Origin of the sequence: Roseisolibacter agri (assembly GCF_030159095.1) — a bacterium.
Taxonomy (GTDB): Bacteria; Gemmatimonadota; Gemmatimonadetes; order Gemmatimonadales; family Gemmatimonadaceae; genus Roseisolibacter; species Roseisolibacter agri.
Genome location: NZ_BRXS01000001.1, coordinates 717,410 through 739,490, shown reverse-complemented (window position 1 = coordinate 739,490; position 22,081 = coordinate 717,410). Strand labels below are relative to the sequence as shown.

The following is a 22,081-nucleotide window of genomic DNA, read 5'->3' as shown; positions in this document are numbered from 1 at the left end:
CAGCGGCGGGTCAGCGGCGCCCCGACGCCGGCTCCACCTCGTCCAGCCGCGCGACGTCGATGCGCAGCGCCCCGTCGTCGCGCGGGGGCAGGTACACCGAGGCGAAGCGCGCGTCGGTCAGCACCTCGTGCGGCTTGTAGGACGTGCGGGCGTGCACCACCGCCGCCGAGGTCTCGTCGACGCCGCTCAGCAGCACGAGGAACTCCGCGTCCTCGGCCGCCATCGCCTCCGGCGTGCGGTCGCGGAGCGGGCTGCGCTCGTCGATCGGGTGGACGACGGTCCACGAGAGCGGGAAGAAGGCGACCCGCTGCCGCTCCAGCGGCAGCTCCTCGAAGCGGCGGTTGGCGCGGCCGGCCAGGTCGACGACGCGATGGCTGTAGAGCACGCGCGCCTCGACCTGCAGCAGCTCGCTCCGGCGCTCGTTCGCCAGACGGAACATGAAGGCGCGGCCGCCGCGGTACGGCGCCACCACCGCGCGACGGCTGAAGCGGATGCGCGCCGTGGGCCGCGAGAAGCGCGCGAACACCAGCCCGGTCACGAGGGCGACGGCCAGCACGCCGACGAGCGACTCCAGCGTCATCAGCAGGTTGGCCGGGAGCCCGGCCGGCGCGATGGCGCCGTAGCCGATGGTCGCGAACGTCTCGACGCTGAAGAAGAAGGCGCGCCAGAACCCGGCCTGCACCGTCCCCGCGCCGTCCACCAGCGCGCCCGGGCCGCACAGCACGTAGGCGACCGCGAACAGCAGGTTCACCACCACGTAGAAGCCCGCGCACCATCCCAGGAACGCCGGCCAGCGCATGGCCAGCAGCGCATGGTACGGCGCCAGCCGCTCGATCGGGCCCAACCCCTCGCGCGCGACGTTGAACGTCCCGTCGGGGTTGAGCAGCCGCTGCCGGCTCTCGCGGGCGACGACGCCTCCGAAGCCCAGGTCGGCGTCGAGCGCGCCGTCCGGGGCGGCCGATTCGAGGTCGGAGAGCTTGAGGACGGGCAGGTCGTGGAAGGTCTGCACGGCGGGCGGGGCGGCGGCGGGAGGCGTGGGGCGGGCCCGAAACTTCCCGGCGCGCACGACGGTAGGGAAGTCAGCCCGGAGGATTCCCATGATCATGTCGCTCGTCTCCATGCTCGCCTTTCTCGCCGTCCTGACCGCCGTCGTCGGCGGCTACGCGACGGCGCGCCGCTTCGTCCGCGACCGCCTGCGCTTCGTGGACGCCGTCCAGCGCTCGTCCGCTCCCTGGATCGCCGCCGCCGGCGCCTGGGTGCTCGGGGCCCTCGTCGCCTTCGTCCTCCCGTTCGTCGGTCCGCTGGCCGCGCTGAGCTTCGGCGCGTCGGTGGGGCTGGGCGTGGCGGCGGGGGTGCGGGACATTCGGAAGGGCACGCACTATCTGAAGGCCTGACACTGCGGAAGACGGAACCGCGGAGGACGGAACCGCGGAGACCGATACGGCGTCAAACGGAACGGCGGACCTCTCGGCTCGATGCTTCGAGCTCGAAGGGTCCGCCCTCTCGTTTCACGCTTCATCGTCTTCCGCGGTTCCGTCCTCCGGCTCTTCGTCCCCCGCCGCTAGATCGATCCTAGAAGTATCGTTCCCGCAGAATCCCCTGATGGTGTCGCTCGTGTCCCGCCACGATCCACACCAGCGCCCGCGCCGACACGGGGACGTTGTTGGCGACCACGCGGCGGGCCAGCTCCGCCTCGGTCATGCTGCGGAAGAGCGCGAGCGTCGCGCGGCGGACGGCCGTCATCTCGCCCAAGAGCGACGCCAGCGAGCGGGCGTCGAAGTTCGCGTTGGCGACCCACGCGTTCTCGTCGAACGCGGGGAGCGACCCCGTCTCGCCGCGCGCCGCGGCCATCGCGCGGTAGCAGAACACGCGCTCCGCGTCCGCCAGGTGGCCGAGGACGTCCTTCACGCTCCACTTCCCCTCGGCGTATCGGTGCAGGCTGCCCGCCTCGCCGAAGCGGTCCATCAGCGCGACCGTCTCGGCCAGCTGTCCCTCGAGCATCTCGAGCACGTCGCCGTCGGGGACCTGGTCGATGTAGCGCGCATAGTAGGGCGCGAACTCGTCGGCGCCGGGGCGCGTCGTGAGCGTGGAGGGCGAGAGCGCGGTCATGGCGAGGGTCGGCGAGAGGTCGTGGGAGTCAGGGGCGTGCGGCGGCCGCGCGCTCGTACACCACGCGGCCCCCGACGACGGTGAGCACGACCTGCGCGTCGCGGATCGTCTCCGGCGGGACGCGCGTGAGGTCGCGGTCGATGAGGACGAAGTCGGCCAGCTTGCCGCGCTCCAGCGTGCCGCGGTCGGCCTCGTCGAAGGCGGCGTGGGCGCCGGCGCGCGTGTACGCGCGCAGCGCCTCGTCCACCGTGATCTTCTGCGACGGCACCCAGCCGTCCGGGTGCGCGCCGTCCAGCGTGCGGCGCGTGACCGCCGCGTAGATGCCCTCCAGCGGCGTGGGCGGCGCGACGAACCAGTCGCTCCCGAAGGCCACCGTCGCGCCGGCGTCGAGGAGCGCGCGGAACGCGTACGTCCCCTGCGCGCGCTCGGGTCCGATCACCCGGTCCGCCCAGCGGCCGTCGTCGATCGCGTGGTACGGCTGCATGCTCGCGATCACGCCCAGCGCGCCGAAGCGCGGGATGTCGGCGGGCGCGACGTGCTGCGCGTGCTCGATGCGGAAGCGGCGGTCGCGCGGGCCGTTCTCCCGCGCGACGCGCGCGAAGACGTCGAGCTGCGTGCGGATGGCCGCGTCGCCGATGGCGTGCACCATCACCTGCAGCCCCGCGGCGTCGGCGCCCTTGGTCCACGCGTACAGCGACTCGGGCGGCGTCACGAACAGTCCACGGTCGCCGGGCGCGTCGGTGAACGGCTCCAGCATCGCCGCCGTGTGCGAGCCGAGCGAGCCGTCGACGAACCCCTTGAGCCCTCCGATGTGGAGCCAGGCGTCGCCGCGGCCGCGTGCCGCCACCGTGTCGCGCAGCCGCGCCCACGTGGAGAGCGGCACCGCCGCGTGGATGCGCGTGCGCAGGCGGCCGGCGGCGTGCGCGCGGTCGAACACCGCGAGGTCGTCCCACCCGCCCATGTGGTGCACGGTGGTGACGCCCTGCCGCGCGACGTACGCCATCGCGGCGTCGAGCGCGCGGTCGGCGAGCGCGGGCGGCGCGTCGGGGACGACGCGGTCCACGAGCCCCATCGCGTTGTCCTTGAGGACGCCCGTCGGCTCTCCGGCGGCGTCGCGCACGATGGTGCCGCCGGCGACGTCCGCGGTCTCGCGCGTCACGCCCGCGGCGCGCAGCGCGGCACTGTTGGCGAGCGCCATGTGGCCGTCGAGCCGGTTCACCCAGACCGGGTGGTCGGGGGTCACGGAATCGATCCATTGCCTGGTGGGGAGGGAGCCTCCCCACCCTTCGTGGTCCCAGTCGCCGCCCTGGATCCACGTCCCCTTCGGCACCGTGGCCGCGAACGCCCGGATGCGCGCCGTGAACTCGGCCGGCGTGCGCGCGTCGCGCAGCTGCACCGACGCGAGGCGGAAGCCCCCGGCGACGAAGTGGACGTGCGCGTCGACGAACCCAGGGACGAGGAGCTGGCCGGCCGCGTCCACCACGCGGGCGGTCGGGCCGGCCAGCTTGCGCACCTCGGCGCTCGAGCCCACGGCGGCCAGGCGGTCGCCGCGCACCGCGACCGCGTCCGCCCACGGGCGGCGCGGGTTGCCCGTCCAGACGCGGGCGTTGACGACGGCGAGCGAGACGTCGCCGCCACCGGCCGCCTGGGCCGGCGACTCCACGCTCACGGCCGCGAGGGCCAGGGCGACGACGGCGACGCGCCGCACCGTGCGGTCAGGCGCGGCGCTCCATGGCGTCGCGCACGTCGAGCAGGATCTCGAAGTAGAGTTGCTCGCGGCGGTACGCGAAGTCGAGCGAGGCCTGCTGCTGGAGGTCGTTCGCCTGGCGGGCGCGGTCGAACGCCTCGCGGTACATCTCTTCCAGGTTGGCGAGGATCTTCTCGCGGGAGCGGGACATGCGGAGCGCGTGCAGGGCGTGGGTGGTGAGCCGGGGCGCGACGTCGTGCGGCGCGGGCGCGGCTTCCTCGTCGTCGAACAGCTTCTTCGCCATGCCCATCAGCAGGCGGCGCGAGTCGGGCAGCGGGCTCACGACGAGGGCGGCGGCGGCCGGCGGCGACGGGGAGTGGACGGGGGCCGCGTGAGGCGCGAGGACGTCTTCGCGCGCGACGCGTTCCGGTGCGTGTACTGCGGCCAGGTCTTCCCGCCCGAGGAGCTGAGCGTCGACCACGTGCAGCCGCGCGTGCGCGGCGGGGACCGCTCGGGGGGCAACCTAGTGACGGCGTGTGGGCCCTGCAACGTACGCAAGGGGCACCGCACGCCCGCCGCGTTCCTCGCCGACGAGCCCGAGTCGCTGCGCAACTTCCGCCGTCTGGCGCGCCACGTCTGGCCGCGCCACCTGCGCGCGGTGGAGGAGGAGATCGCGCAGCGCGCCGCCGGCGCGCCCCGCCGGCGCGCCGACTCGCCGGACGACCGTTGAACCCGGCGCCCGGGTCCGGGTATCATTCTTCCGTTCAGCAGAACCACGAAAGGGGAGTAGCCACGCGGCCTCCGGGGTGACCCGGCGCCGCGCGGCCGGATCGTCAGCACTGCGTCGCGCGCGCCGGGAATCCCGGCCCTCGACGCACGGTCCGGTCGGGTCGAGCGACACGATCAGGCGAGACCTTCGCAACAGGCGGGCACCCGTCTCTGCACGCATCGGCGCGTGCAGGGACGGGAGTGCCGCGGTGCGGAGGGCTCGCCTGTTGCGCGTCCGGACCCTGGAGGAGCGACCGATGAACAACGTGAAGGTGTTCGTACTGATGGCGGGCCTCACGGCCCTGCTGGTCGCGCTCGGCGGCGCCTTCGGCGGCTCGACCGGCGCGACGATCATGGTGGCGGTGAGCGCCGTCATGAACCTGGCGATGTACTGGGGCTCGTCGAGCATGGTGCTGCGCGCGTACGGCGCGCAGGTCGTGACGGCGGCCGAGGCGCCCGAGCTGTACGCGATGGTCGACCGGCTGCGGCAGCGCGCGGGGCTGCCCATGCCCACCGTCGCGATCGCGCCGCAGGCGCAGCCCAACGCGTTCGCCACGGGCCGCAATCCCGAGAACGCGGTCGTCTGCGTGACCGAGGGGCTGCTGCGCCTGATGGACCGCGAGCAGCTGGAGGGCGTGGTCGCGCACGAGCTGGCGCACATCAGGAACCGCGACATGCTCCTGCAGACGATCAGCGCCACGATGGCGGGCGCGATCACCAACGTCGCGCAGTTCGGCTTCCTCTTCGGCGGCAGCAGCGACGACGAGGAGGGGAGCAACCCGATCGTCGCGATCGGCATGATGATCCTGGCGCCCATCGCCGCGATGATCCTGCAGATGGCGATCAGCCGTCAGCGCGAGTTCAAGGCCGACCAGGTGGGCGCCGAGATCACCGGCCGTCCGCTGGGGCTCGCGAACGCGCTGCTGCGGCTGGAGCAGGGCGCGCGGCAGATGCCGATGCACGTCTCGCCCGCGATGGCGCCGCTCGCGCAGGTGAACCCGCTCGGCGGCAGCGCGCTGCGTGGGATCGGGAAGCTCTTCTCGACGCACCCGCCGACGGCGGAGCGCGTGGCGCGGCTGGAGGCGATGGTCCGGTGAGCTGCGGACTGCGGGCTGCGGATTCACGACCCGCAGCCCGCAGTCCTCGGCGCGCCGGGCCCGAACTGCAGCAGCAAGGATGAACGTCCGAGAAGATCGGATAACGACGGATGGCTCCGTGTGGTGGCGAGGGATCTCGCACTCCACCGGAGCCATCCGTCGTTATCAGATCTTGTCCGATCTTCATCCTTGCCAATGCCGTTCGCCGTTCGGGTCCGGCGCGCACGCCCGCGGGCGCCTCACAGGCGGTGGAACACCGCGTCCTCGACTGGCCGGCCGCCCTTGAGGTGCTCGACGACGATGCGCTCCAGCAGCGCGGGCGTCACCTGCGCATACCACACGCCCTCCGGGTACACGACGACCACCGGCCCGTGCGAGCAGACGCCGAGGCAGGGCGTCTCGCCGCGCTTCACGCGCGTGGGGCCGAAGAGCAGCCCCTCGCGCTGGAGCAGCCGCGCCAGCAGCGCGTAGATCTCGCGCCCGCGGCGCTCGGGCGAGCAGAAGCCGCCCGTGCACACGAGCACGTGGCGGCTGTAGCGCTCCATCTGCGGAGACGCGGGGATGGTCGGGACGGACATCGAGCGGGTCGGGGCGACGGGAATGGGCACCGCGGCGCCCTGACCCACAATCGCCGATGCGGCCGCCGCGTTCCAGGGCGGCGGCCCGATCAGCCGTCGCGGCGCTCCCCGTGGCGTCCGGCCTCGCGCGCGCGCTCATGCTGGCGCTCCTGCTGCCGCTCGCGCACGAGCGTCATGGCGCCCCAGAACACGAGCGCGCTGCCCAGCAGCGAGACGGCGATCCCGACGGCCCCGCGGTCGCGCAGCGCGAGCGAGGCGTGGTTCGAGAGGAGGAAGCCGACGCCCGCGGCGACGAGGCCGCGCCGCTGCGCCACGGTGGCGCGGGCGCTCGCGTGGGCCCACGCGGCGTAGGCGAGCAGGAGCGCGCCGCCGCTCCCCACCAGCCAGTGCAGCACGACCTCGCGGTCGAGCGGGATGCGTCCGCCCGTGAGCAGCAGGTCCACGTGCCGCCTCCTCATGCGCGCGAGGGCGCTCCGGGCCGCCCGGCGCGCCCGCGAGAAGGGAGCGCGGCCGGAGCGGCCGACGCGTCCAAGCTAACCCGCGGCCGCGGCGGCGGTCAGTGCGGGAGCACGAACGCGAGCACGATCTCCAGCACGATCAGCACGACGATCGCGAGCTCCAGCGCCTCGGCGCGCGTCGCCTGCGCCTCGCCGTTGAGCATGCCGTAGGTCTCGCGCACGATCGCCAGCTTGCGGTCGATGCCCGCGCGCCAGACGCGCGCGCGGAAGATCTCGAGCGCCGCCGTGTACACGCGCGCCAGGTAGACGTCGTCGGTGACCTTGAGCGCGTTGTCGACGCGCTCGACGATCTCGGTGGAGTCGGCCACCTGCGCCTGCAGCGTCGCCAGCAGCCCCGCGTAGCGGTTGCGCAGCAGCGAGCGCCCGCCGCCGCGGCGCAGCGCCGCGATGCGGTCGTACATCCGCGGCAGCTCGGCGTCGAGCATCGCGTCGTAGTAGCGCAGCTCCAGCAGCTGCGCGTTCGCGAACTCCAGCACGAACTGCACGTCGGCGTCGTGCACGCGCGGCTCGACCACCAGCGCGTTCTCCCAGCTGAGGATCGCGAGGTCGTCCTCGTAGTACGAGAAGCGGTGCGGCAGGAGCTCGCGGCGCGCCGCGGCGGAGAGCGGGCGCGTCTCGTTCAGCAGCAGCGGCGCCACGTCCTCGTCGCGCAGCGTCTGCGGCGACACCGCCGCGCCGTCGGGGCCGAGCAGCCGGCCCACGCGGTAGACGACGAAGTCCTCGGTCTGCGGCGCGAGCGCGGGGCGCTCGATCGCGGAGGCGATGCGCTCCGAGAGCATGCGCAGGTGGTGCGCGAACGACGCCGCGATGGCGGGCGCCGTCTCGAGCGCGCTGCCGAGCGCGGTGAAGTCGTCCCACGGCAGCGCGGGCGGGAGGTCGACGCGCGCGCGCAGCGACACGACGCCGAAGTCGAAGATGCGCGCCGACAGCTCGACCGGCCGCACGACGTCGCCGACCGCGACCTGCTCGTGCCCGAGGATGACGGTGACGGGCGGGTTCACGATCTGGATCGCCTGCGCCTCGCCGCGGATCGGGCGCACGCGCTCGGGCGCGCTGGCGGCCAGCAGGTCGAGCGCGCGGTCGAGCGCGATCTCGTAGCCGACGTCGTACAGGCGGTAGACGATGGCCGCGCCGTCGACGCGCAGCGCGGAGGCGGGCGAGGGCCGCGGGTCGGGGCCGACCAGCGAGACGCTCATCGCTTGTTGTCGCCGGGCGGGGCGACGTAGCGCAGGGCGCTGACGACCCGGCCGCCGATCAGATGCTCCTCGCCGATGCGGCGGCCGCCGGCGGCGTCCACGCCCGCGTACCAGACGCCCTCGGGGTAGACGACCACCATCGGCCCGTGGCCGCACTGGCCCAGGCAGCCGGCGCGGTTGATCCGCACCCGCTTCTTGAGTCCCGCGCGCGACACGCATTCCTTCAGCGCGTCGCGCACGTCCTCGCTGCCGTCGCGGCCGCACCGCTTGCCGTCGCACACGAACACGTGGCGCTCGTACTGGCTCATGCGGCCCGCCCGTCGCAAGGCGCCTGCCGCGGCGCCCCTGCCGGTCATCCGTCGCGCGCCCACCATCCCGGCCCCCCCATGGCATCCGAGCCCGTCACGCCCGAGCAGTTCTTCGCCGTCGACCTGCGCGTCGGCACCGTCGTCGCGGCCGAGCCGTTCCCGGAGGCGCGCGTGCCGGCGCTGAAGCTGGAGATCGACTTCGGTCCCGAGCTCGGCCGCCGGCGCTCGAGCGCGCAGCTCACCCGCCGCTACGACGCCGCGGGGCTGGTCGGGCGGCAGGTGGTGGCCGTCGTGAACTTCCCGCCCAAGCGGGTCGCAGGATACCTGAGCGAGGTGCTGGTGCTGGGCGGCGTCCCCGACGCGGGCGACGTCGTGCTGCTGGCGCCGGACGCGCGGGTGCCGGACGGGACGAAGATCGCCTGACCGCCGTCGCGATTAGCTTTGAGAGACACCATCCTCTCGACGAGCGCCTCCATGTCTTCCGCGATCGATGCCGCCGTGGCCAGCAAGGGCTACGCGCACCCCGAAGCGCTGGTCTCCACGCAGTGGGTGGCGGACCACCTGCAGGATCCGTCGCTGCGGCTCCTGGAGAGCAACGAGGACGTGCTGCTCTACGACCTCGGGCACATCCCCGGCGCGCAGAAGATCGACTGGCACGCGGACCTCAACGACGCCGTCGTGCGCGACTACGTGGACCGCGCGCAGTTCGAGCAGCGCGTGCGCGCCCTCGGCATCGACGAGTCGACGACGGTCGTCTTCTACGGCGACAAGAACAACTGGTGGGCGACGTACGCGTTCTGGGTCTTCCAGCTGTTCGGCTTCCGCAACGCGCGCATCATGGACGGCGGGCGCACGAAGTGGGAGCAGGAAGGGCGCGAGCTGACGACCGAGCGTCCGTCGTATCCGCCGACGCAGTACCGCGCGCCCGAGCGCGACGACGCGCGCATCCGCGCCTTCATGGACGACGTGCGCGCCCACCTGCAGGCGAAGGGGAAGCTGATCGACGTGCGCAGCCCGCAGGAGTTCAGCGGCGAGCGCACGCACATGCCCGAGTACCCGCAGGAGGGCACGCTGCGGGGCGGGCACATCCCGACGGCGCGCAGCGTCCCGTGGGCGCGCGCGGCCAACCCGGACGGGACGTTCAGGAGCGCCGACGAGCTGCGCGCGATTTACGAAGGCGAGGCGGGGCTCACGCCCGACGCCGACGTGATCGCGTACTGCCGCATCGGCGAGCGCTCCAGCCACACCTGGTTCGTGCTCACCTACCTGCTGGGCTACCAGAAGGTTCGCAACTACGACGGCAGCTGGACCGAGTGGGGCAACTCGGTGCGCGCCCCCATCGAGCGAGGATCGTGATGTCGGAGTCGACGACGGAGACGTGGAACGCGGAGACGAACGGCGCGGCACCCGGCGCGCCCGCGGCGCCGGCGGCTCCCACCGCGGGCAAGCCGCCGGCGCGCGTGCACGTGACGTGGCAGGGCGAGGGGCGCTTCGAGGCCGGGCGTCCCGGCGGGCCGACGCAGATCATCGACAGCTCGGCCAAGACGGGCCCGAGCCCGGTCGACACGCTCGTCTCGGCGCTCGCCAGCTGCACCGCGGTCGACGTGGTCGACATCCTCGCCAAGCGGCGCACGCCGGTCGAGGCGCTGACGGTCGACGCCACGGCGCCGCGCTTCGCGGGCGTGCCGGCGCGGCTGACGGACGTGGAGCTGGTCTACCACATCCGCGGCGCGGGGATCGAGCGCGTGCACGCCGAGCGCGCGATCGAGCTGGCGGTGACGAAGTACTGCTCGGTGCGCGACTCGCTGCGCGCGGACGTGCCGGTGACGTGGCGGCTGGAGCTGAACGGCGAGGGCTGATCGGCCCTTCGCGACCGGATGAACGCCCCCGCCCCGATCCTCCTCTACGACGGCGACTGCGGCTTCTGCGCCCGCAGCGTCCAGTTCGTGCTGGCCCGGGAGGGGCGCGACCGGTCGCTCCGCTTCGCGACGCTCCAGGGCGCCACGGGTGACGCGGCGCGCCGGGCCCGCCCCGAGCTGGCCGGGATCGACTCGGTGCTCTGGGTCGAGCCGGACGCCCGCGGCGGGATCGGCCGGGTGCTGGTCCGGTCGGACGCGGCGCTCCGGACGCTGACCTATCTGGGCGGCGGCTGGCGGGTCCTCGCCGCCCTCGGCCGGCTGGCCCCGCGCGGGCTGCGGGACGCGGTCTACGACCTGATCGCCCGGCACCGGCTGCGCCTGGCGGGGCGGGCGGACCCCTCCTGCCTGCTCCCGACGCCCGAGCAGCGGTCCCGGTTCGTGGACGGCACGGGGGCGCCGGCGGGGGAGCCAGTGGAGATTCCCGCCGGGACCGGCTAGCTTCCGTGGCTGCGTACGGGGTCAGCTCCGCGCGCGCCATCACCGCCGCGCCTTCGGGCGCGTGCCCGGAGCCGGTCGGCATCGGCTCCTCGGAAGGACCCCTCGCCACACCGCGCGATGAAGCCCGACATCCATCCCCTCTACCACCCCGTGGTCTTCAAGGACCTCTCGAACGGTCAGCTCATCGTGACCCGTTCGACGATGACGTCCGAGCAGAAGATCACGCTGAGCGACGGCCAGCAGTACCCGGTCGTGCCGCTCGAGATCACGAACATGTCGCACCCGTTCTTCACCGGCGAGCAGCGCCTGGTGGACACGCAGGGTCGCGTCGACAAGTTCAAGAAGCGCTACGCGCGCTGACGCGCCGCGCGGGCTCGCCCCGCCGCGACCGTTCCGACGCCCCGCCGCCCTCCGTGGTCGGCGGGGCGTTGCGCGTTTCGGCTGCGGGCCGCGGATCCTGCGCTCGCACATCGTCGGCGCGCCGAACCTGTTGCCGGTTGGGGAGGTTACGGATGCTCCGGATCTTGAAGAGCGATGCTTCGGATCGCTCCGCGTGGCGGCGACGCCCGATGCGCCACACGGAGCGATCCGTCAGATCCGTTCCGATCCGGAGCATCCGCATCCTCACCAATGGCCAACGGCCCGAGCGCGAGGCCAGCTGACGCGGGCACGGTGCAGGATCCGCAGCCCGCAGCCCGCAGCCTAGATTCTCCCGCATGTCGCCCCGCCCCCGAATCCGCCGAGTGGTCGCCGCCGCGATCGTGCTCGCGACCGCGTTCGCGTCTGCCTGCCAGATGACGCACGACTGGCACGGCAGCCCGGTCGATCCGCCCGCACCCGCGCCCGCGCTCGCGCTGACGGCCGGCGGTGGACGGGCGTTCGACCTCGCGCAGGAGCGCGGCAAGGTGGTGCTCGTGTTCTTCGGCTACACGCACTGCCCCGACGTCTGCCCCACCACCCTCGCCGACTGGTCGAAGGCGCGGAAGCTCCTCGGCGCCGACACCGCCGGCGTGCGCTGGGTCTTCGTGTCGGTCGATCCGGAGCGCGACTCGCCCGACACCGCGGCCGCCTACGCGCGCCGCTTCGACCCCGCGTTCGTGGGACTGAGCGGGACGCCGGCGCAGCTGGAGGCGGTACGCGCCGCGTGGGGCGTCGCCGCGGTGCCCGAGACGCCGCAGGCCGACCCGCACGCCGCGCACGGCGCGGGACAGGCCGCGCCCATGACGATGGTCTCGCACACGCCGCGCACCTTCGTCGTGGACGGCGAGGGCCGGCTGCGGCTGCTGTTCGATCCGCAGAGCCGGCCCGAAGGGATCGCGGCCGACGTGAAGGCGCTGCTCTGAGCGCCTAGCAGCCGCTAGCTGCGGCGCAGCCGCACGCCGCCCGATCCCGTCTCGATGGCGATCCGCCCGCGCCCGTCGCCGATGCGGCCCGTGAGCCGGTCGCGCTCGCGGTGCGTGACGCTGATCGGCAGCTCGCTGTCGATGCCGCCGCTCCCGCTGTCGATGTCGAGCGTCGCGCCGAACGCCGCCGGCAGCCGCAGCGTCACCGTGCCCGACCCGGAGTCGATGCGCACGTCCTCCGCGCCCACCAGCAGGCCGAGGTCCACGCTGCCGCTGCCGCTGTCCAGGCGCAGCGTGCGCGCGCGGACTCCGTCGAGCCGCGTGCCGCCGGAGCCGAGGTCGAGATCGAGACGCTCGGCGTCGACGTCGGTGCCGCGCAGCGCGCCCGAGCCCGCGTCCACGCGCAGCGCGTTCGCCTTCACGCGCGTCACGTCCACGCGCCCCGAGCCCGCGTCGAGGTCGATGTCGCCCTGCGCGTCGGTCACGCGCACCGGGCCCGAGCCGGCATCCACGCGCAGCCGGCCGCGCGTCCGCTCGCTCGTCAGCGACGCGGCGTGCACGTCCACCGACAGGTCGCCCTCGACGTTGCTGACGGTCGCCTCGCCCGCCAGCAGGTGCACCGCCACGCGCCGCCCCGCGGGCACCGTGACCGTGACGTCCGCCCACGTCTCCGCGCCGCGGCCGTCGCCGCGGATCTCGATGCCGTCGGCGCCGCCGCGCGAGAAGACGTGCGTGCCGAGGAAGCCGCTGCGCGTGGTCTCGCCGCCGAAGGTGCCGTCGCGCCGCAGCTCCGCGCGCACGACGTCGCCGCGTCCCATGCCCGGGTAGACGATGCGCGGCGCGCGCGTGAACACGCGCAGCGTCTCGCGGCCGCCGATGCTGCCCTGATCGACGATGGTCTGGTCCGCGTCGCGGCCGCGGCGCGTCACCTCCACGGCGACGTCGCTCCCGCTGCCCGCGACGACGCGCAGCCGGCCGACGACGTGATAGACCACGGGATCCTCGCCACGCAGCACGCGGCGCTCGGGGGTCTGCGCGCGAGCGTCACGCGCGGGAATCACGAGGGCCGCGGCGACCAGCGGCGCGAGCAGCGAGAGGAGGGATGATCGGCGCATGGCGGGCTCCGGCGGGAGGGACCGAGCGGGCGCACGGTTCCCACGATAACGCGCTCCGTACGCCGCGCCAGCACGGGAGGATTCGTGCGCCGCGGCGGCCGGGTTAGCTTGCGCGGGCCGATGCCAGATCTCGCCGCCTCCGTCTCCCCTGCTCCGTCGCCCGCGCCCGCGACACTGGATGCGTCGCCGGACGCGTCGCTGGACGTGCAGCTGTCGCACGAGCTCGCGACGCTCGACGATGCCGGCCTGCGGCGCCGGCTGCGGCCGCTGACGCGCGTCGCGGGCGCCGAGCTGCGCGCGGCGGACGGCGTGACGCTCCTGGACTTCGCGTCGAACGACTACCTGGGCCTCGCGGCCGATCCGCGCCCCGCGGCCGCCGCGGCCGAGCTGCTCGCGCGCGAGGGGCTCGGCGCCGGCGCGGCGCGGCTGATCTCGGGCGACCATCCCGCGCACCACGCGCTGGAGGAGGCGCTCGCCGCGCTCAAGGGCACGCCGCGCGCGCTGCTCTTCTCCAGCGGCTGGGCCGCGAACGCCGGCGCGCTGCCCGCGCTGGCCGGCCGCGAGGACGCGATCTACGCCGACGCGCTGAACCACGCCTCGCTGATCGACGGCGCGCGGCTGTCGCGCGCGACGGTGCGCGTCTTCCCGCACGGCGACCTCGCGGCGCTCGACGGCATGCTGCACGAGGACGCGTCGCGCTTCCGCCGCCGCTGGATCGTCGTCGAGGGTGTGTACTCGATGGACGGCGACCTGTGCCCGCTGGACGCGCTGGTGGCGATCGCGCGCGCGCACGGCGCGTTCACCTACGTCGACGACGCGCACGCCACCGGCGTGCTCGGCCCCGATGGACGCGGCAGCGCCGCACACTGGGGCGTCACCGTCGACGTCACCGTCGGCACGCTCGGCAAGGCGCTGGGCACCGCGGGCGCGTTCGTCGCGGGGAGCGCGGCGCTGTGCGACCTGCTGCTGCATCGCGCGCGCTCGTTCGTGTTCACCACGGGCACGCCACCGGCGCTCGCCGCGGCCACGCTGCACGCGCTCGCGGTCGCGCACGACGAGCCGTGGCGGCGCACGCGCGTGCGCGCGGTCGCGGCGCGGCTGCGCGCGGGGCTCGCGGCGATGGGCCGTCCCGCGCCGGGCGCGCCCGACGGCCACGTCGTGCCGGTGCCCGTCGGCGATCCACGCGCGACGCTCGCGGTGGGCGAGGCGCTGCGCGCGCGTGGCTATCTGGTCGGCGCGATCCGTCCGCCCACCGTGCCGCCGGGCGGCTCGCGGCTGCGCGTGAGCGCGAGCGCCGCGCACACGGACGCGCAGGTGGACGGGCTCCTGGCCGCGCTCGCGGAGACGCTGTGACGATCGACGCCGGGCTCGACGCCACGAACGACGTCGGCACCCTCGACGCGCGGCACGTCTGGCACCCGTACACGCAGCACTGGCAGGCGCCCGCGCCCGTGGAGATCGTGCGCGCGCACGGCGCCACGCTGCACGCGCGCGACGGCCGCGCCATCCTCGACGCGATCTCCAGCTGGTGGGTGACGTTGCACGGGCACGCGGAGCCGAGCATCGCCGAGGCGATCGCGGAGCAGGCGCGGACGCTGGAGCAGGTGATCTTCGCGGGCTTCACGCACGCGCCGGCCGCGGAGCTGAGCGCGGCGCTCGCGCGCGTGCTGCCGCCGGGGCTCACGCGCGTCTTCCTCTCGGACGACGGCTCGACGGCGGTGGAGGCGGCGCTCAAGATCGCGCTGCAGTGGTGGCACAACCGCGGCGAGCCGCGGCGCTTGGTGGCGGCGCTGGAGCATGCCTACCACGGCGACACGTTCGGCGCGATGAGCGTGGGCGCGCGCAGTATCTTCAGCGCGCCGTTCGCGCCGCAGCTGTTCGACGTCGCGCGCCTGCCCGACCCCAGCGAGGACGCGGACGCGACGCTGGCGGCCTTCGACGCGCTGCTGGACGCGCGCGGCCACGAGCTCGCCGCGCTCATCGTCGAGCCGCTGGTGCTGGGCGCCGGCGGCATGCGCATGTGGCGTGAGGACACGCTGCGCGCGCTCGCCGACCGCTGCCGCGCGCGCGGCGTGCTGCTCATCGCCGACGAGGTGATGACGGGATTCGGGCGCACGGGCGCGCTGTTCGCGTGCGGACGCGCGGGCGTCGCGCCCGACATGATCTGCCTGTCCAAGGGGATCACCGGCGGCTTCCTGCCGATGGGCGCGACGGTGGTGCGCGAGGAGCTGTTCGCAGGGTTCCTGAGCGACGACCGCACACGCACGCTCTTCCACGGCCACTCCTACACGGCGAACCCGGTCACGTGCGCCGCCGCGCTGGCGAGCCTGCGGCTGCTGGAGTCCGACGCGAGCACGCAGGCACGCGCGCGCATCGAGGCCGCGCACCGGCGCCACCTCGACGCGCTCGGCGCGCATCCGCTCGTGCGCGCGCCGCGCGTGATGGGGACGATCGCCGCGCTGGACCTCGTGGACGCGCGCGCGGGCGGCGGCTACCTGAACCCGGTCGGCCGCGAGCTCGCGACCTTCGCGCTGGAAGAGGGCGTGCTCCTGCGCCCGCTCGGCGACGCGTGCTACGTGCTGCCGCCGTTCTGCACGACCGACGAGGAGCTGGATCGCGTGTACGGCGTGATCGCGCGGTTCCTTGAGGGAGCGCGCGCCTCCGGCGCGTGAGCACCATGCTGCGCATCGGCGTCACGGGCACCGACACCGGCGTCGGCAAGACGGTGGTGAGCTGCGCGCTGCTGGCGGCGCTGCGCGCACGCGGGCTGGTGGCGCGCGGGATGAAGCCCGTCGAGACGGGCATCACCGACCGCACCGCGGGCACGGATGCAGCGCGGCTGCGGCGCGCAGCGGGCGACGTGGACGCGTGGGACGACGTCTGCCCCATCACCTTCGCGGAGCCGCTGGCGCCGATGGTGGCGGCCGAGCGCGCGGGCCGACCGATCGACGTCGCGAGGCTCGAGGGGGCGGCGGCGCGACTGTCGGCGGACGCCGATGCGCTCGTGGTGGAGGGCGCCGGCGGCCTGCTCGTCCCGTTCACGCGCTCGCTGACCTTCGCGGGGCTGGCGACGCACTGGGGGCTCGATCTCGTCGTCGTCGCGGCCGATCGGCTGGGCGTGCTGAACCACGCGCTGCTCACCGTGCGCGAGGCCGAGCGGCGCGGGCTGCGCGTGCGGGCGGTCGTGCTGAACGCGCTGCGCCCGTCGCCCGCCGACGTGGCCGAGTCGACGAACGCGGACGTGCTGCGCGACCTGCTGGACGGCGTGCCGCTGGTGACCGCGCCCTACCTGGACGGGGTAGCGCAGGAGGACCCCACGCGACTGGCGGCCGCCGGCCGCGCGCTCGCCGACCTCCTGCTGTCGCCGTGACCCGATGCGCCCGATCCCGCTCCGCGTGCTCGCCCTGTTCGCCGCGCTCGCGACCGCGGGATGCGACGACGTCACTGGCCCGGCGCTCCCGCGCGAGGGCGCGCCGCGCGAGCTGGAGATCTCATTCAGCGGCTTCGGCTTCGGGTCGCACGACGTGACGCTGCGCGGCGACACGCTGGTCGTGACGCGCCGCGACTTCTTCCAGCCGCAGACACCGTCGGTCACCAGCGTGGTGCCCGACGCCGCGGCGTGGCAGCGCTTCTGGGCCGCGGCGACGGCGGCCGGCGTGCCGATGTGGCCGCGCCGCTGCGAGAACCCGATCATCGCCGACGGCGCGGGCTTCTCGCTGCGGATCGTCGCGGGCGCGCGCGTGTGGGAGTCGCAGGGGAGCAACTCGTATCCGCAGGCGAACGGGCGCTGCAACGGCGATCCGGGGCAGTCGGAGGACTTCCGCGCGTTCCTGGGGGCGGTGTCGCAGCTGATCGGGCGGTCGTATCCGTGACGGCGCGGCCGGCTGCGGACTGCGGGCCCGAACGGCGACCGACAGCAAGGATGAAGATCGGATAAAGTCTGATGACGACGGATGGCTCCGCGTGGTGGTGAGGTATCTCGCACCCATGCGGAGCCATCCGTCGTTATCCGATCTTCTCGGACGTTCATCCTTGCTGCCGTTGCCGTTCGGGTCCGGCGCGCCGGACCCGTTGGCCTGTGGGGAGGATGCGGATGCTCCGGATGCGGGCGGATGCTCCGGATCGCTCCGTGAGGCGCATGGGACGTCGCCGCCGCGTGGAGCGGTCCGAATGATCCGCCCGGATCCGGAACATCCGCGTCCTCCCCAACAGCCAAACGGCCCCGGCGTGATCATCGGTGCGAGGGCACGGAGATGATCCGCAGCCCGCAGTCCGCAGCCCGCCGCGAAGTGCGCTAACTTCCGGCCCGCACCCCAGCCCACGCCGATGACGTCCTCCCTCTGGAACTCCCTCGCCGACCAGGCCCTGGCCGGCGAGCTGCCCACGCGCGACGACGCGCGTGCCGTCCTGCAGGCCGCCGACGACCAGCTGCCGGCGCAGATCGCCGCCGCGTGGCGCGTGCGCCACCACTTCTGGGGGAACCGCGTCCGCCTGCACTTCCTGCTGAACGCGCAGAGCGGCCTGTGCCCCGAGGACTGCGGCTACTGCTCGCAGTCGAAGCTCTCCCTGGCGGAGATCGACAAGTACCCCATGCTCGCGCGCGAGCGCATCCTCGAGGCGGCCGACCGCGCGGCGGCGCTCAAGGCGGGGACGTTCTGCATGGTGATCTCGGGCCGCTCGCCGGGCGGGCGCGTGTTCGAGAAGGTGCTGGACGCGGTGCGCGAGGTGAAGGCACGCCACGACCTGAAGATCTGCGCCTGCCTCGGCCTCCTCACGGAGGCGCAGGCGCACGCGCTCAAGGACGCTGGCGTCACGCAGGTGAACCACAACCTCAACACGTCGGCGCGCTACACGCCCGAGGTGGTGACGACGCACACCTTCGAGGACCGCGTGGCGACCGTCGAGCAGGTGCGCGCCGCGGGCCTCAAGACGTGCTCCGGCGGCATCCTGGGCATGGGCGAGACGGACGACGACGTCATCGACCTCGCGCTGGCGCTGCGTGCGCTCGAGGTGAAGTCGGTGCCGGTGAACTTCCTCATCCCCGTGCCCGGCACCGCGATGGCCGACGTGCGCACGCTCGACCCGCGCCGTTGCCTCCGCATCCTCTGCCTCTACCGCTTCCTGCTGCCGTCGCAGGAGATCCGCATCGCCGGCGGGCGCGAGGTGCACCTGCGCTCGCTGCAGGCGATGGGGCTCTATCCGGCGAACTCGATCTTCATCGGCGACTACCTGACGACGCAGGGCGCGGCCGCGCGCGCGGACCTGGAGATGATCCGCGACGCAGGCTTCGTGCTCGAGACGCCAGACGGCGCGCCCTTCGACGGCGACCCGTTCGCGGCGATCCCCGAGAGCTATCCGCGCGCGCCGCTGCCGCTGCTGGAGGTGCGGTGACGGACGCCTCCATCGCGGATCTCCGCCGCACGTACGCGCGCGCGCAGCTCGACGAGCGCGACGCGGACGCGGATCCGATCGCGCAGTTCCACCGCTGGTTCGCGGAGGCGCTGGACGCGCAGGCGATGGAGCCGAACGCGATGACGCTCGCCACTTCGTCGCGCGACGGCGTGCCCGACGCGCGCATCGTGCTGCTGAAGGGCGTGGACGCACGCGGCTTCACCTTCTTCACCGACTACCGCAGCGCGAAGGGGCGGCAGCTCGACGCCAACCCGCGCGCGGCGCTCGTGTTCTGGTGGGCGGAGCTGGAGCGGCAGGTGCGCGTGACGGGCATCGTCGCGCGCGTGGCGCGCGACGAGTCGGCCGCGTACTTCGCGTCGCGGCCGCGCGGCAGCCGCCTGGGCGCATGGACGTCGCGCCAGTCGTCCGCGCTCCCCGACCGCGAGTCCCTGGAGCGCGCGTACGCCGAGACCGAGGCGCGCTTCGCCGGCGCGGACGACGTGCCGCTGCCGGAGCACTGGGGCGGCTTCCGCGTCGAGCCCGAGACGGTGGAGTTCTGGCAGGGCCGCCCGAGCCGGCTGCACGACCGCATCCGCTACCGGCGCGAGGGCGAGGGGTGGGTGCGGGAGCGCCTCTCTCCCTGACGCTGCGGCGCTACGCCGCGTTCCCCACCGCGCTCGCCGGCAGGAGCCGTAGCCGCGGCTCCGCGTCGAGCTCCAGGAACGCCGCGACCTCGTCGGGTGGGAGCGCCCGGCCGAACAGGTGCCCCTGCCCGATCGTGCAGCCCAGGCGGCGCAGCTGCTCCCACTGCGGCGTCGCCTCCACGCCCTCGGCCATCGTGCGCAGCGACAGCGTGTCGCCCAGCGCGACGATCGCGCGCGCCAGCGCCACCTCGCCGCTGTCGCCCTGCTCCTCGGCCAGCGCGAGCCCGTCGACGAAGGTCTTGTCGATCTTCAGCACGTCCACCGGGAAGCGCTGCAGGTAGCGCAGGCTCGCGTAGCCCGTCCCGAAGTCGTCGATGCCCAGCCGCACGCCGAGCGCCTTCAGCGCCTGCAGCACCTCGAGCGTCGAGTCGTCGCTGTGCATGAAGATGCCCTCCGTCAGCTCCAGCAGCAGCAGCGCGGGCGGGAAGCCGGTCGTCCGCAGCGCCGACGCGACGTCCTCCACGATCGCGCCGTGCTGCAGCTGGCGCGGCGAGACGTTCACCGACAGCGTCAGCGGCGCCGTCCCCGCGCGCCGCTGCATCCACGCGACGCCCTGGCGGCACGCCTCGGCCAGCACCCAGCGGCCGATCGGCGTGATCAGCCCCGTCTCCTCGGCCAGCGGCACGAACGCGCCCGGCAGCAGCAGCCCGCGCCGCGGGTGGTGCCAGCGCACCAGCGCCTCGACGCCGAGCACGCGGCCGTCCGTCAGGTCGACGATCGGCTGGTAGTGCAGCAGCAGCTCGTCGCGGTCGAGCGCGTGGCGCATGTCCGCCTCCAGCTCCAGGCGGTCGAGCGCGTCGGCGTTCATCTCGCGCGCGTAGATCGCGTGACGCCCCTTGCCGCCGCGCTTCGCGACGTACATCGCGACGTCCGCGTTCCGCAGCAGCTCGTCGGCGCCGGCCGCGTGCTCGGCGTCCGCGGAGCCGCGCGCGATGCCCACGCTCGCGCCGACGAACACCTCCTTCCCCTCCAGCTGGAACGGCGCGCGCATCGCCTTCCCCACGCGCTCCGCCACCACCAGCACGTCCTGGTCGACGCGCACGTTGTCGAGCAGGATCGCGAACTCGTCGCCGCCGAGCCGCGCCACCGTGTCGCTGCCACGCGTCGCGCTCAGCAGCCGCTCCGCGACCACGCGCAGCAGCTGGTCGCCCGCCGCGTGGCCGAGCGAGTCGTTCACCTTCTTGAAGTCGTCGAGGTCGACGTACACGAGCGCCACGCCGTCCGCCCGGCGACCGGGCGCGGCGAGCGCCGCGTCGAGCCGCTCGCGCAGCCGCGAGCGGTTGGCGAGGCCGGTGAGCGGATCGTGGAACGCCTGGTGGCTCAGGCGCGCCTCCAGCTCGCGGCGCGACGTGACGTCCTGCGCCATCCCCATCAGCGTCGCGCCCGCGCCCAGCACGTCCACGCGGCGCACCGTGAGGCTCGCCCACACGGACTCGCCGTCGGGGCGCACGAAGCGCTGCTCCACCGTGACGCTCGCGCGGCGGCCCTCGCGCAGCTCGCGCAGCGGCTCGCGCACCGCCGCCCGGTCCTCGTCGCTCACCAGATCACCGCCCGCGCTGCCGCGCAGCTCCGCGGGGCTGCGGCCCACCAGCCGCCCGAACGCCGGGTTCGCGTCCACGACCGTGCCCGCGTCGTCCAGCAGCACGATGCCGAGCGGCGCCTGGTCGAACAGCGCGTGGAAGCGCGCCTCGCTGCGGCGCACCTGCTCGGCCGCGAGCACGCGCGCCGTCACGTCGCGCACCGACACCAGCCCGCCCGTGATGCGGCCGTCGGCGCCGCAGAGCGGCACGCACGACGCGTCGAAGTAGTGGATCGGCGACGCCGCCGACGCGCGGCCCGGACGCTCGTGCACCTGCACCGTCTCGCCGGCCAGGGCGCGCGCGTACGGACGGCCCGCGGCGCCCCAGTCCAGCTCCGCCTCGATGTCCTCCGGCCGCCGGCCCAGCGCCGCGTCGCGCGCGAGGCCCGTCCACCGCTCCATCGCGGGGTTCCACGCGGTGATGCGCAGCGCGCCGTCGAACGCGAACATCGCGTCGGACGCCGAGTGCACGAGCGACGTCGCGAACTCGCGCTCGCGCATGACGTCCGCGTGCGCCGCCTGCAGGCGCACGCGCGACGCGAGCAGCGCGCCCATGAGCCGCTCGGACGCGCGCGTCGCGGGGCGCACGACCACGAAGCCGCCGACGACCAGCGTCGCGAGCACCAGCACCGTGAACGCGATCTCGAGGCGCCGGAGCGTCGCCATCCGCGCGTCGGCGTGGTCCGCCAGCGTGCGCTGCTCCGCCGTCACGAGGTGCACGACCTCGCGCTCGGCGTCCAGCATCACGGGCAGCGCGGCCGCCCGCTCCGCGACCGGCAGCGCGGGCGCCGCCACGATCGCGGCCGCCTGGCGCAGCCGCTCGCAGGCCGCGACGAGCGGCGCCTCGTGCGAGTCGATCGCGTCACGCCGCGCGTGGTGGAGCGAGTCGAGCGCCAGCTCGGTCGCGACCAGCTCGCGCCGCGCGGCCTCCGCCACCGCGGGCGGCAGGTCGTCGCGCGAGGCGACGAGCGAGGCGCGCACCAGGCGCCCCGACAGGAGGCGATGGCGGGCCAGCTCGTCGACGCCCCGGTTCGATGCCGCCTGCCGCGCGTGGGCCCACTGCGCCGCCGCCTGCCCGGCGAGGACCAGGAGCGCGACGGCAGCGACCACCGCGAACGAGCGGCGCGTGAGGGCGGGGAGTCGGGCGACCACCGAAGGGCTGGTGCGTGCGGCGCGGATGGGAGGGACCGGCCGGCGCGGACGGCGCGCCGCTGCGTGACATGCTTGTCATCGCCCTCTCATGTATCGGCCCGTGGTGCGTCCGGCTTGAGCGCCGCCGACGGAGACGAGTCTCGACCGCCAGACGACAACTAATTCTCTAGTTGACAGGC

25 protein-coding genes are annotated in these 22,081 nt (G+C 74.4%); 15 read left to right on the top strand and 10 right to left on the bottom strand.

Features of this window, described 5'->3' with window-relative positions; all coding sequences use genetic code 11:
• Window positions 1-10: 10 nt before the first annotated feature.
• Window positions 11-1,009: an ion channel gene (locus rosag_RS02990; protein ID WP_284348537.1), complete on the bottom strand. Its 999-nt coding sequence runs from the start codon at window positions 1,007-1,009 to the stop codon at window positions 11-13.
• A 94-nt stretch (window positions 1,010-1,103) separates the two neighbouring features.
• Here rosag_RS02990 and rosag_RS02985 point away from each other — a divergent pair, with 94 nt between their 5' ends.
• Window positions 1,104-1,394, top strand: coding sequence for a hypothetical protein (locus rosag_RS02985; protein WP_284348536.1), 291 nt, complete (start codon window positions 1,104-1,106; stop codon window positions 1,392-1,394).
• A gap of 178 nt (window positions 1,395-1,572) precedes the next feature.
• On the opposite strand, the gene rosag_RS02980 is transcribed toward rosag_RS02985, so the two are convergent.
• From rosag_RS02980 to rosag_RS02970, 3 genes are read right to left on the bottom strand one after another with little or no spacing between them, the layout of a single operon-like run.
• Entirely contained in the window at window positions 1,573-2,109 is a 537-nt protein-coding gene (locus rosag_RS02980; RefSeq protein ID WP_284348535.1) for a DinB family protein, read from the bottom strand.
• 28 nt (window positions 2,110-2,137) lie between these two features.
• Complete coding sequence (locus rosag_RS02975) at window positions 2,138-3,817, bottom strand: amidohydrolase (RefSeq protein ID WP_284348534.1); 1,680 nt, start codon at window positions 3,815-3,817, stop codon at window positions 2,138-2,140.
• A gap of 7 nt (window positions 3,818-3,824) precedes the next feature.
• Window positions 3,825-4,139, bottom strand: coding sequence for a hypothetical protein (locus tag rosag_RS02970; protein ID WP_284348533.1), 315 nt, complete (start codon window positions 4,137-4,139; stop codon window positions 3,825-3,827).
• A 48-nt stretch (window positions 4,140-4,187) separates the two neighbouring features.
• Here rosag_RS02970 and rosag_RS02965 point away from each other — a divergent pair, with 48 nt between their 5' ends.
• Window positions 4,188-4,526, top strand: coding sequence for an HNH endonuclease (locus rosag_RS02965; RefSeq protein WP_284348532.1), 339 nt, complete (start codon window positions 4,188-4,190; stop codon window positions 4,524-4,526).
• A gap of 295 nt (window positions 4,527-4,821) precedes the next feature.
• The gene (locus rosag_RS02960) at window positions 4,822-5,661 is read left to right on the top strand and encodes a zinc metalloprotease HtpX (protein ID WP_284348530.1); all 840 of its coding nucleotides are present in this window, start codon (window positions 4,822-4,824) and stop codon (window positions 5,659-5,661) included.
• Window positions 5,662-5,900: 239 nt separating this feature from the next.
• Here the strand turns inward: rosag_RS02960 and rosag_RS02955 are convergent, their stop codons facing one another.
• The 4 genes from rosag_RS02955 to rosag_RS02940 form a co-directional block, all read right to left on the bottom strand.
• The gene (locus rosag_RS02955; protein WP_284348528.1) at window positions 5,901-6,239 is read right to left on the bottom strand and encodes a (2Fe-2S) ferredoxin domain-containing protein; all 339 of its coding nucleotides are present in this window, start codon (window positions 6,237-6,239) and stop codon (window positions 5,901-5,903) included.
• Between the two features lie 89 nt (window positions 6,240-6,328).
• Window positions 6,329-6,682 carry a hypothetical protein gene (locus tag rosag_RS02950; protein WP_284348527.1) on the bottom strand — a complete coding sequence of 118 codons (354 nt, stop codon included), beginning with the start codon at window positions 6,680-6,682 and terminating at the stop codon, window positions 6,329-6,331.
• Window positions 6,683-6,795: 113 nt separating this feature from the next.
• A complete protein-coding gene (locus tag rosag_RS02945; RefSeq protein WP_284348526.1) occupies window positions 6,796-7,953 on the bottom strand; it encodes an RMD1 family protein in 1,158 nt (385 codons plus the stop codon).
• A complete protein-coding gene (locus rosag_RS02940) occupies window positions 7,950-8,261 on the bottom strand; it encodes a (2Fe-2S) ferredoxin domain-containing protein (protein WP_284348525.1) in 312 nt (103 codons plus the stop codon). The genes rosag_RS02945 and rosag_RS02940 overlap by 4 nt, the downstream gene beginning before the upstream one ends.
• A gap of 78 nt (window positions 8,262-8,339) precedes the next feature.
• Here rosag_RS02940 and rosag_RS02935 point away from each other — a divergent pair, with 78 nt between their 5' ends.
• The 6 genes from rosag_RS02935 to rosag_RS02910 all read left to right on the top strand — a co-directional run bounded on the left by rosag_RS02935 (window position 8,340) and on the right by rosag_RS02910 (window position 11,961).
• Entirely contained in the window at window positions 8,340-8,684 is a 345-nt protein-coding gene (locus tag rosag_RS02935; RefSeq protein ID WP_284348524.1) for a tRNA-binding protein, read from the top strand.
• A gap of 51 nt (window positions 8,685-8,735) precedes the next feature.
• A complete protein-coding gene (locus tag rosag_RS02930; RefSeq protein ID WP_284348523.1) occupies window positions 8,736-9,617 on the top strand; it encodes a sulfurtransferase in 882 nt (293 codons plus the stop codon).
• Window positions 9,617-10,120, top strand: coding sequence for an OsmC family protein (locus rosag_RS02925; RefSeq protein WP_284348522.1), 504 nt, complete (start codon window positions 9,617-9,619; stop codon window positions 10,118-10,120). The genes rosag_RS02930 and rosag_RS02925 overlap by 1 nt, the downstream gene beginning before the upstream one ends.
• Before the next feature lie 18 nt (window positions 10,121-10,138).
• Entirely contained in the window at window positions 10,139-10,618 is a 480-nt protein-coding gene (locus rosag_RS02920; RefSeq protein ID WP_284348521.1) for a thiol-disulfide oxidoreductase DCC family protein, read from the top strand.
• 117 nt (window positions 10,619-10,735) lie between these two features.
• A complete protein-coding gene (locus tag rosag_RS02915; protein ID WP_284348520.1) occupies window positions 10,736-10,978 on the top strand; it encodes a type B 50S ribosomal protein L31 in 243 nt (80 codons plus the stop codon).
• A gap of 356 nt (window positions 10,979-11,334) precedes the next feature.
• The gene (locus rosag_RS02910; RefSeq protein WP_284348519.1) at window positions 11,335-11,961 is read left to right on the top strand and encodes an SCO family protein; all 627 of its coding nucleotides are present in this window, start codon (window positions 11,335-11,337) and stop codon (window positions 11,959-11,961) included.
• Window positions 11,962-11,975: 14 nt separating this feature from the next.
• On the opposite strand, the gene rosag_RS02905 is transcribed toward rosag_RS02910, so the two are convergent.
• Complete coding sequence (locus tag rosag_RS02905; RefSeq protein ID WP_284348518.1) at window positions 11,976-13,076, bottom strand: DUF4097 family beta strand repeat-containing protein; 1,101 nt, start codon at window positions 13,074-13,076, stop codon at window positions 11,976-11,978.
• A gap of 120 nt (window positions 13,077-13,196) precedes the next feature.
• On the opposite strand from rosag_RS02905, the gene rosag_RS02900 reads away from it, so the two are divergent.
• The 6 genes from rosag_RS02900 to pdxH all read left to right on the top strand — a co-directional run bounded on the left by rosag_RS02900 (window position 13,197) and on the right by pdxH (window position 19,111).
• Window positions 13,197-14,429: an aminotransferase class I/II-fold pyridoxal phosphate-dependent enzyme gene (locus rosag_RS02900; protein WP_284348517.1), complete on the top strand. Its 1,233-nt coding sequence runs from the start codon at window positions 13,197-13,199 to the stop codon at window positions 14,427-14,429.
• Window positions 14,426-15,748, top strand: a complete 1,323-nt coding sequence (locus rosag_RS02895; protein ID WP_284348516.1) for an adenosylmethionine--8-amino-7-oxononanoate transaminase — start codon at window positions 14,426-14,428, stop codon at window positions 15,746-15,748. The genes rosag_RS02900 and rosag_RS02895 overlap by 4 nt, the downstream gene beginning before the upstream one ends.
• A gap of 5 nt (window positions 15,749-15,753) precedes the next feature.
• A complete protein-coding gene (bioD, locus tag rosag_RS02890; protein ID WP_284348861.1) occupies window positions 15,754-16,446 on the top strand; it encodes a dethiobiotin synthase in 693 nt (230 codons plus the stop codon).
• A 4-nt stretch (window positions 16,447-16,450) separates the two neighbouring features.
• Entirely contained in the window at window positions 16,451-16,948 is a 498-nt protein-coding gene (locus rosag_RS02885) for a hypothetical protein (protein ID WP_284348515.1), read from the top strand.
• Window positions 16,949-17,402: 454 nt separating this feature from the next.
• Window positions 17,403-18,467: a biotin synthase BioB gene (gene bioB / locus rosag_RS02880; RefSeq protein WP_284348514.1), complete on the top strand. Its 1,065-nt coding sequence runs from the start codon at window positions 17,403-17,405 to the stop codon at window positions 18,465-18,467.
• Window positions 18,464-19,111 carry a pyridoxamine 5'-phosphate oxidase gene (gene pdxH, locus rosag_RS02875; RefSeq protein ID WP_284348513.1) on the top strand — a complete coding sequence of 216 codons (648 nt, stop codon included), beginning with the start codon at window positions 18,464-18,466 and terminating at the stop codon, window positions 19,109-19,111. Before bioB ends, pdxH begins: the two co-directional genes overlap by 4 nt.
• A gap of 10 nt (window positions 19,112-19,121) precedes the next feature.
• Here the strand turns inward: pdxH and rosag_RS02870 are convergent, their stop codons facing one another.
• A complete protein-coding gene (locus rosag_RS02870; RefSeq protein ID WP_284348512.1) occupies window positions 19,122-21,902 on the bottom strand; it encodes an EAL domain-containing protein in 2,781 nt (926 codons plus the stop codon).
• Between the last annotated feature and the right edge of the window lie 179 nt (window positions 21,903-22,081).

What these genes read in the sequence shown, in the direction of transcription:
- rosag_RS02885 (WP_284348515.1), top strand. Translation starts at nt 16,451, where the DNA reads ATGCGCCCGATCCCGCTCCGCGTGCTCGCCCTGTTCGCCGCGCTCGCG.
- rosag_RS02945 (WP_284348526.1), bottom strand. Translation starts at nt 7,953, where the DNA reads ATGAGCGTCTCGCTGGTCGGCCCCGACCCGCGGCCCTCGCCCGCCTCC.
- rosag_RS02935 (WP_284348524.1), top strand. Translation starts at nt 8,340, where the DNA reads ATGGCATCCGAGCCCGTCACGCCCGAGCAGTTCTTCGCCGTCGACCTG.
- rosag_RS02900 (WP_284348517.1), top strand. Translation starts at nt 13,197, where the DNA reads ATGCCAGATCTCGCCGCCTCCGTCTCCCCTGCTCCGTCGCCCGCGCCC.
- rosag_RS02955 (WP_284348528.1), bottom strand. Translation starts at nt 6,239, where the DNA reads ATGTCCGTCCCGACCATCCCCGCGTCTCCGCAGATGGAGCGCTACAGC.
- rosag_RS02905 (WP_284348518.1), bottom strand. Translation starts at nt 13,076, where the DNA reads ATGCGCCGATCATCCCTCCTCTCGCTGCTCGCGCCGCTGGTCGCCGCG.
- rosag_RS02985 (WP_284348536.1), top strand. Translation starts at nt 1,104, where the DNA reads ATGTCGCTCGTCTCCATGCTCGCCTTTCTCGCCGTCCTGACCGCCGTC.
- rosag_RS02940 (WP_284348525.1), bottom strand. Translation starts at nt 8,261, where the DNA reads ATGAGCCAGTACGAGCGCCACGTGTTCGTGTGCGACGGCAAGCGGTGC.
- bioD (WP_284348861.1), top strand. Translation starts at nt 15,754, where the DNA reads ATGCTGCGCATCGGCGTCACGGGCACCGACACCGGCGTCGGCAAGACG.
- rosag_RS02930 (WP_284348523.1), top strand. Translation starts at nt 8,736, where the DNA reads ATGTCTTCCGCGATCGATGCCGCCGTGGCCAGCAAGGGCTACGCGCAC.
- rosag_RS02960 (WP_284348530.1), top strand. Translation starts at nt 4,822, where the DNA reads ATGAACAACGTGAAGGTGTTCGTACTGATGGCGGGCCTCACGGCCCTG.
- rosag_RS02925 (WP_284348522.1), top strand. Translation starts at nt 9,617, where the DNA reads ATGTCGGAGTCGACGACGGAGACGTGGAACGCGGAGACGAACGGCGCG.
- rosag_RS02910 (WP_284348519.1), top strand. Translation starts at nt 11,335, where the DNA reads ATGTCGCCCCGCCCCCGAATCCGCCGAGTGGTCGCCGCCGCGATCGTG.
- rosag_RS02980 (WP_284348535.1), bottom strand. Translation starts at nt 2,109, where the DNA reads ATGACCGCGCTCTCGCCCTCCACGCTCACGACGCGCCCCGGCGCCGAC.
- rosag_RS02920 (WP_284348521.1), top strand. Translation starts at nt 10,139, where the DNA reads ATGAACGCCCCCGCCCCGATCCTCCTCTACGACGGCGACTGCGGCTTC.
- rosag_RS02915 (WP_284348520.1), top strand. Translation starts at nt 10,736, where the DNA reads ATGAAGCCCGACATCCATCCCCTCTACCACCCCGTGGTCTTCAAGGAC.
- bioB (WP_284348514.1), top strand. Translation starts at nt 17,403, where the DNA reads ATGACGTCCTCCCTCTGGAACTCCCTCGCCGACCAGGCCCTGGCCGGC.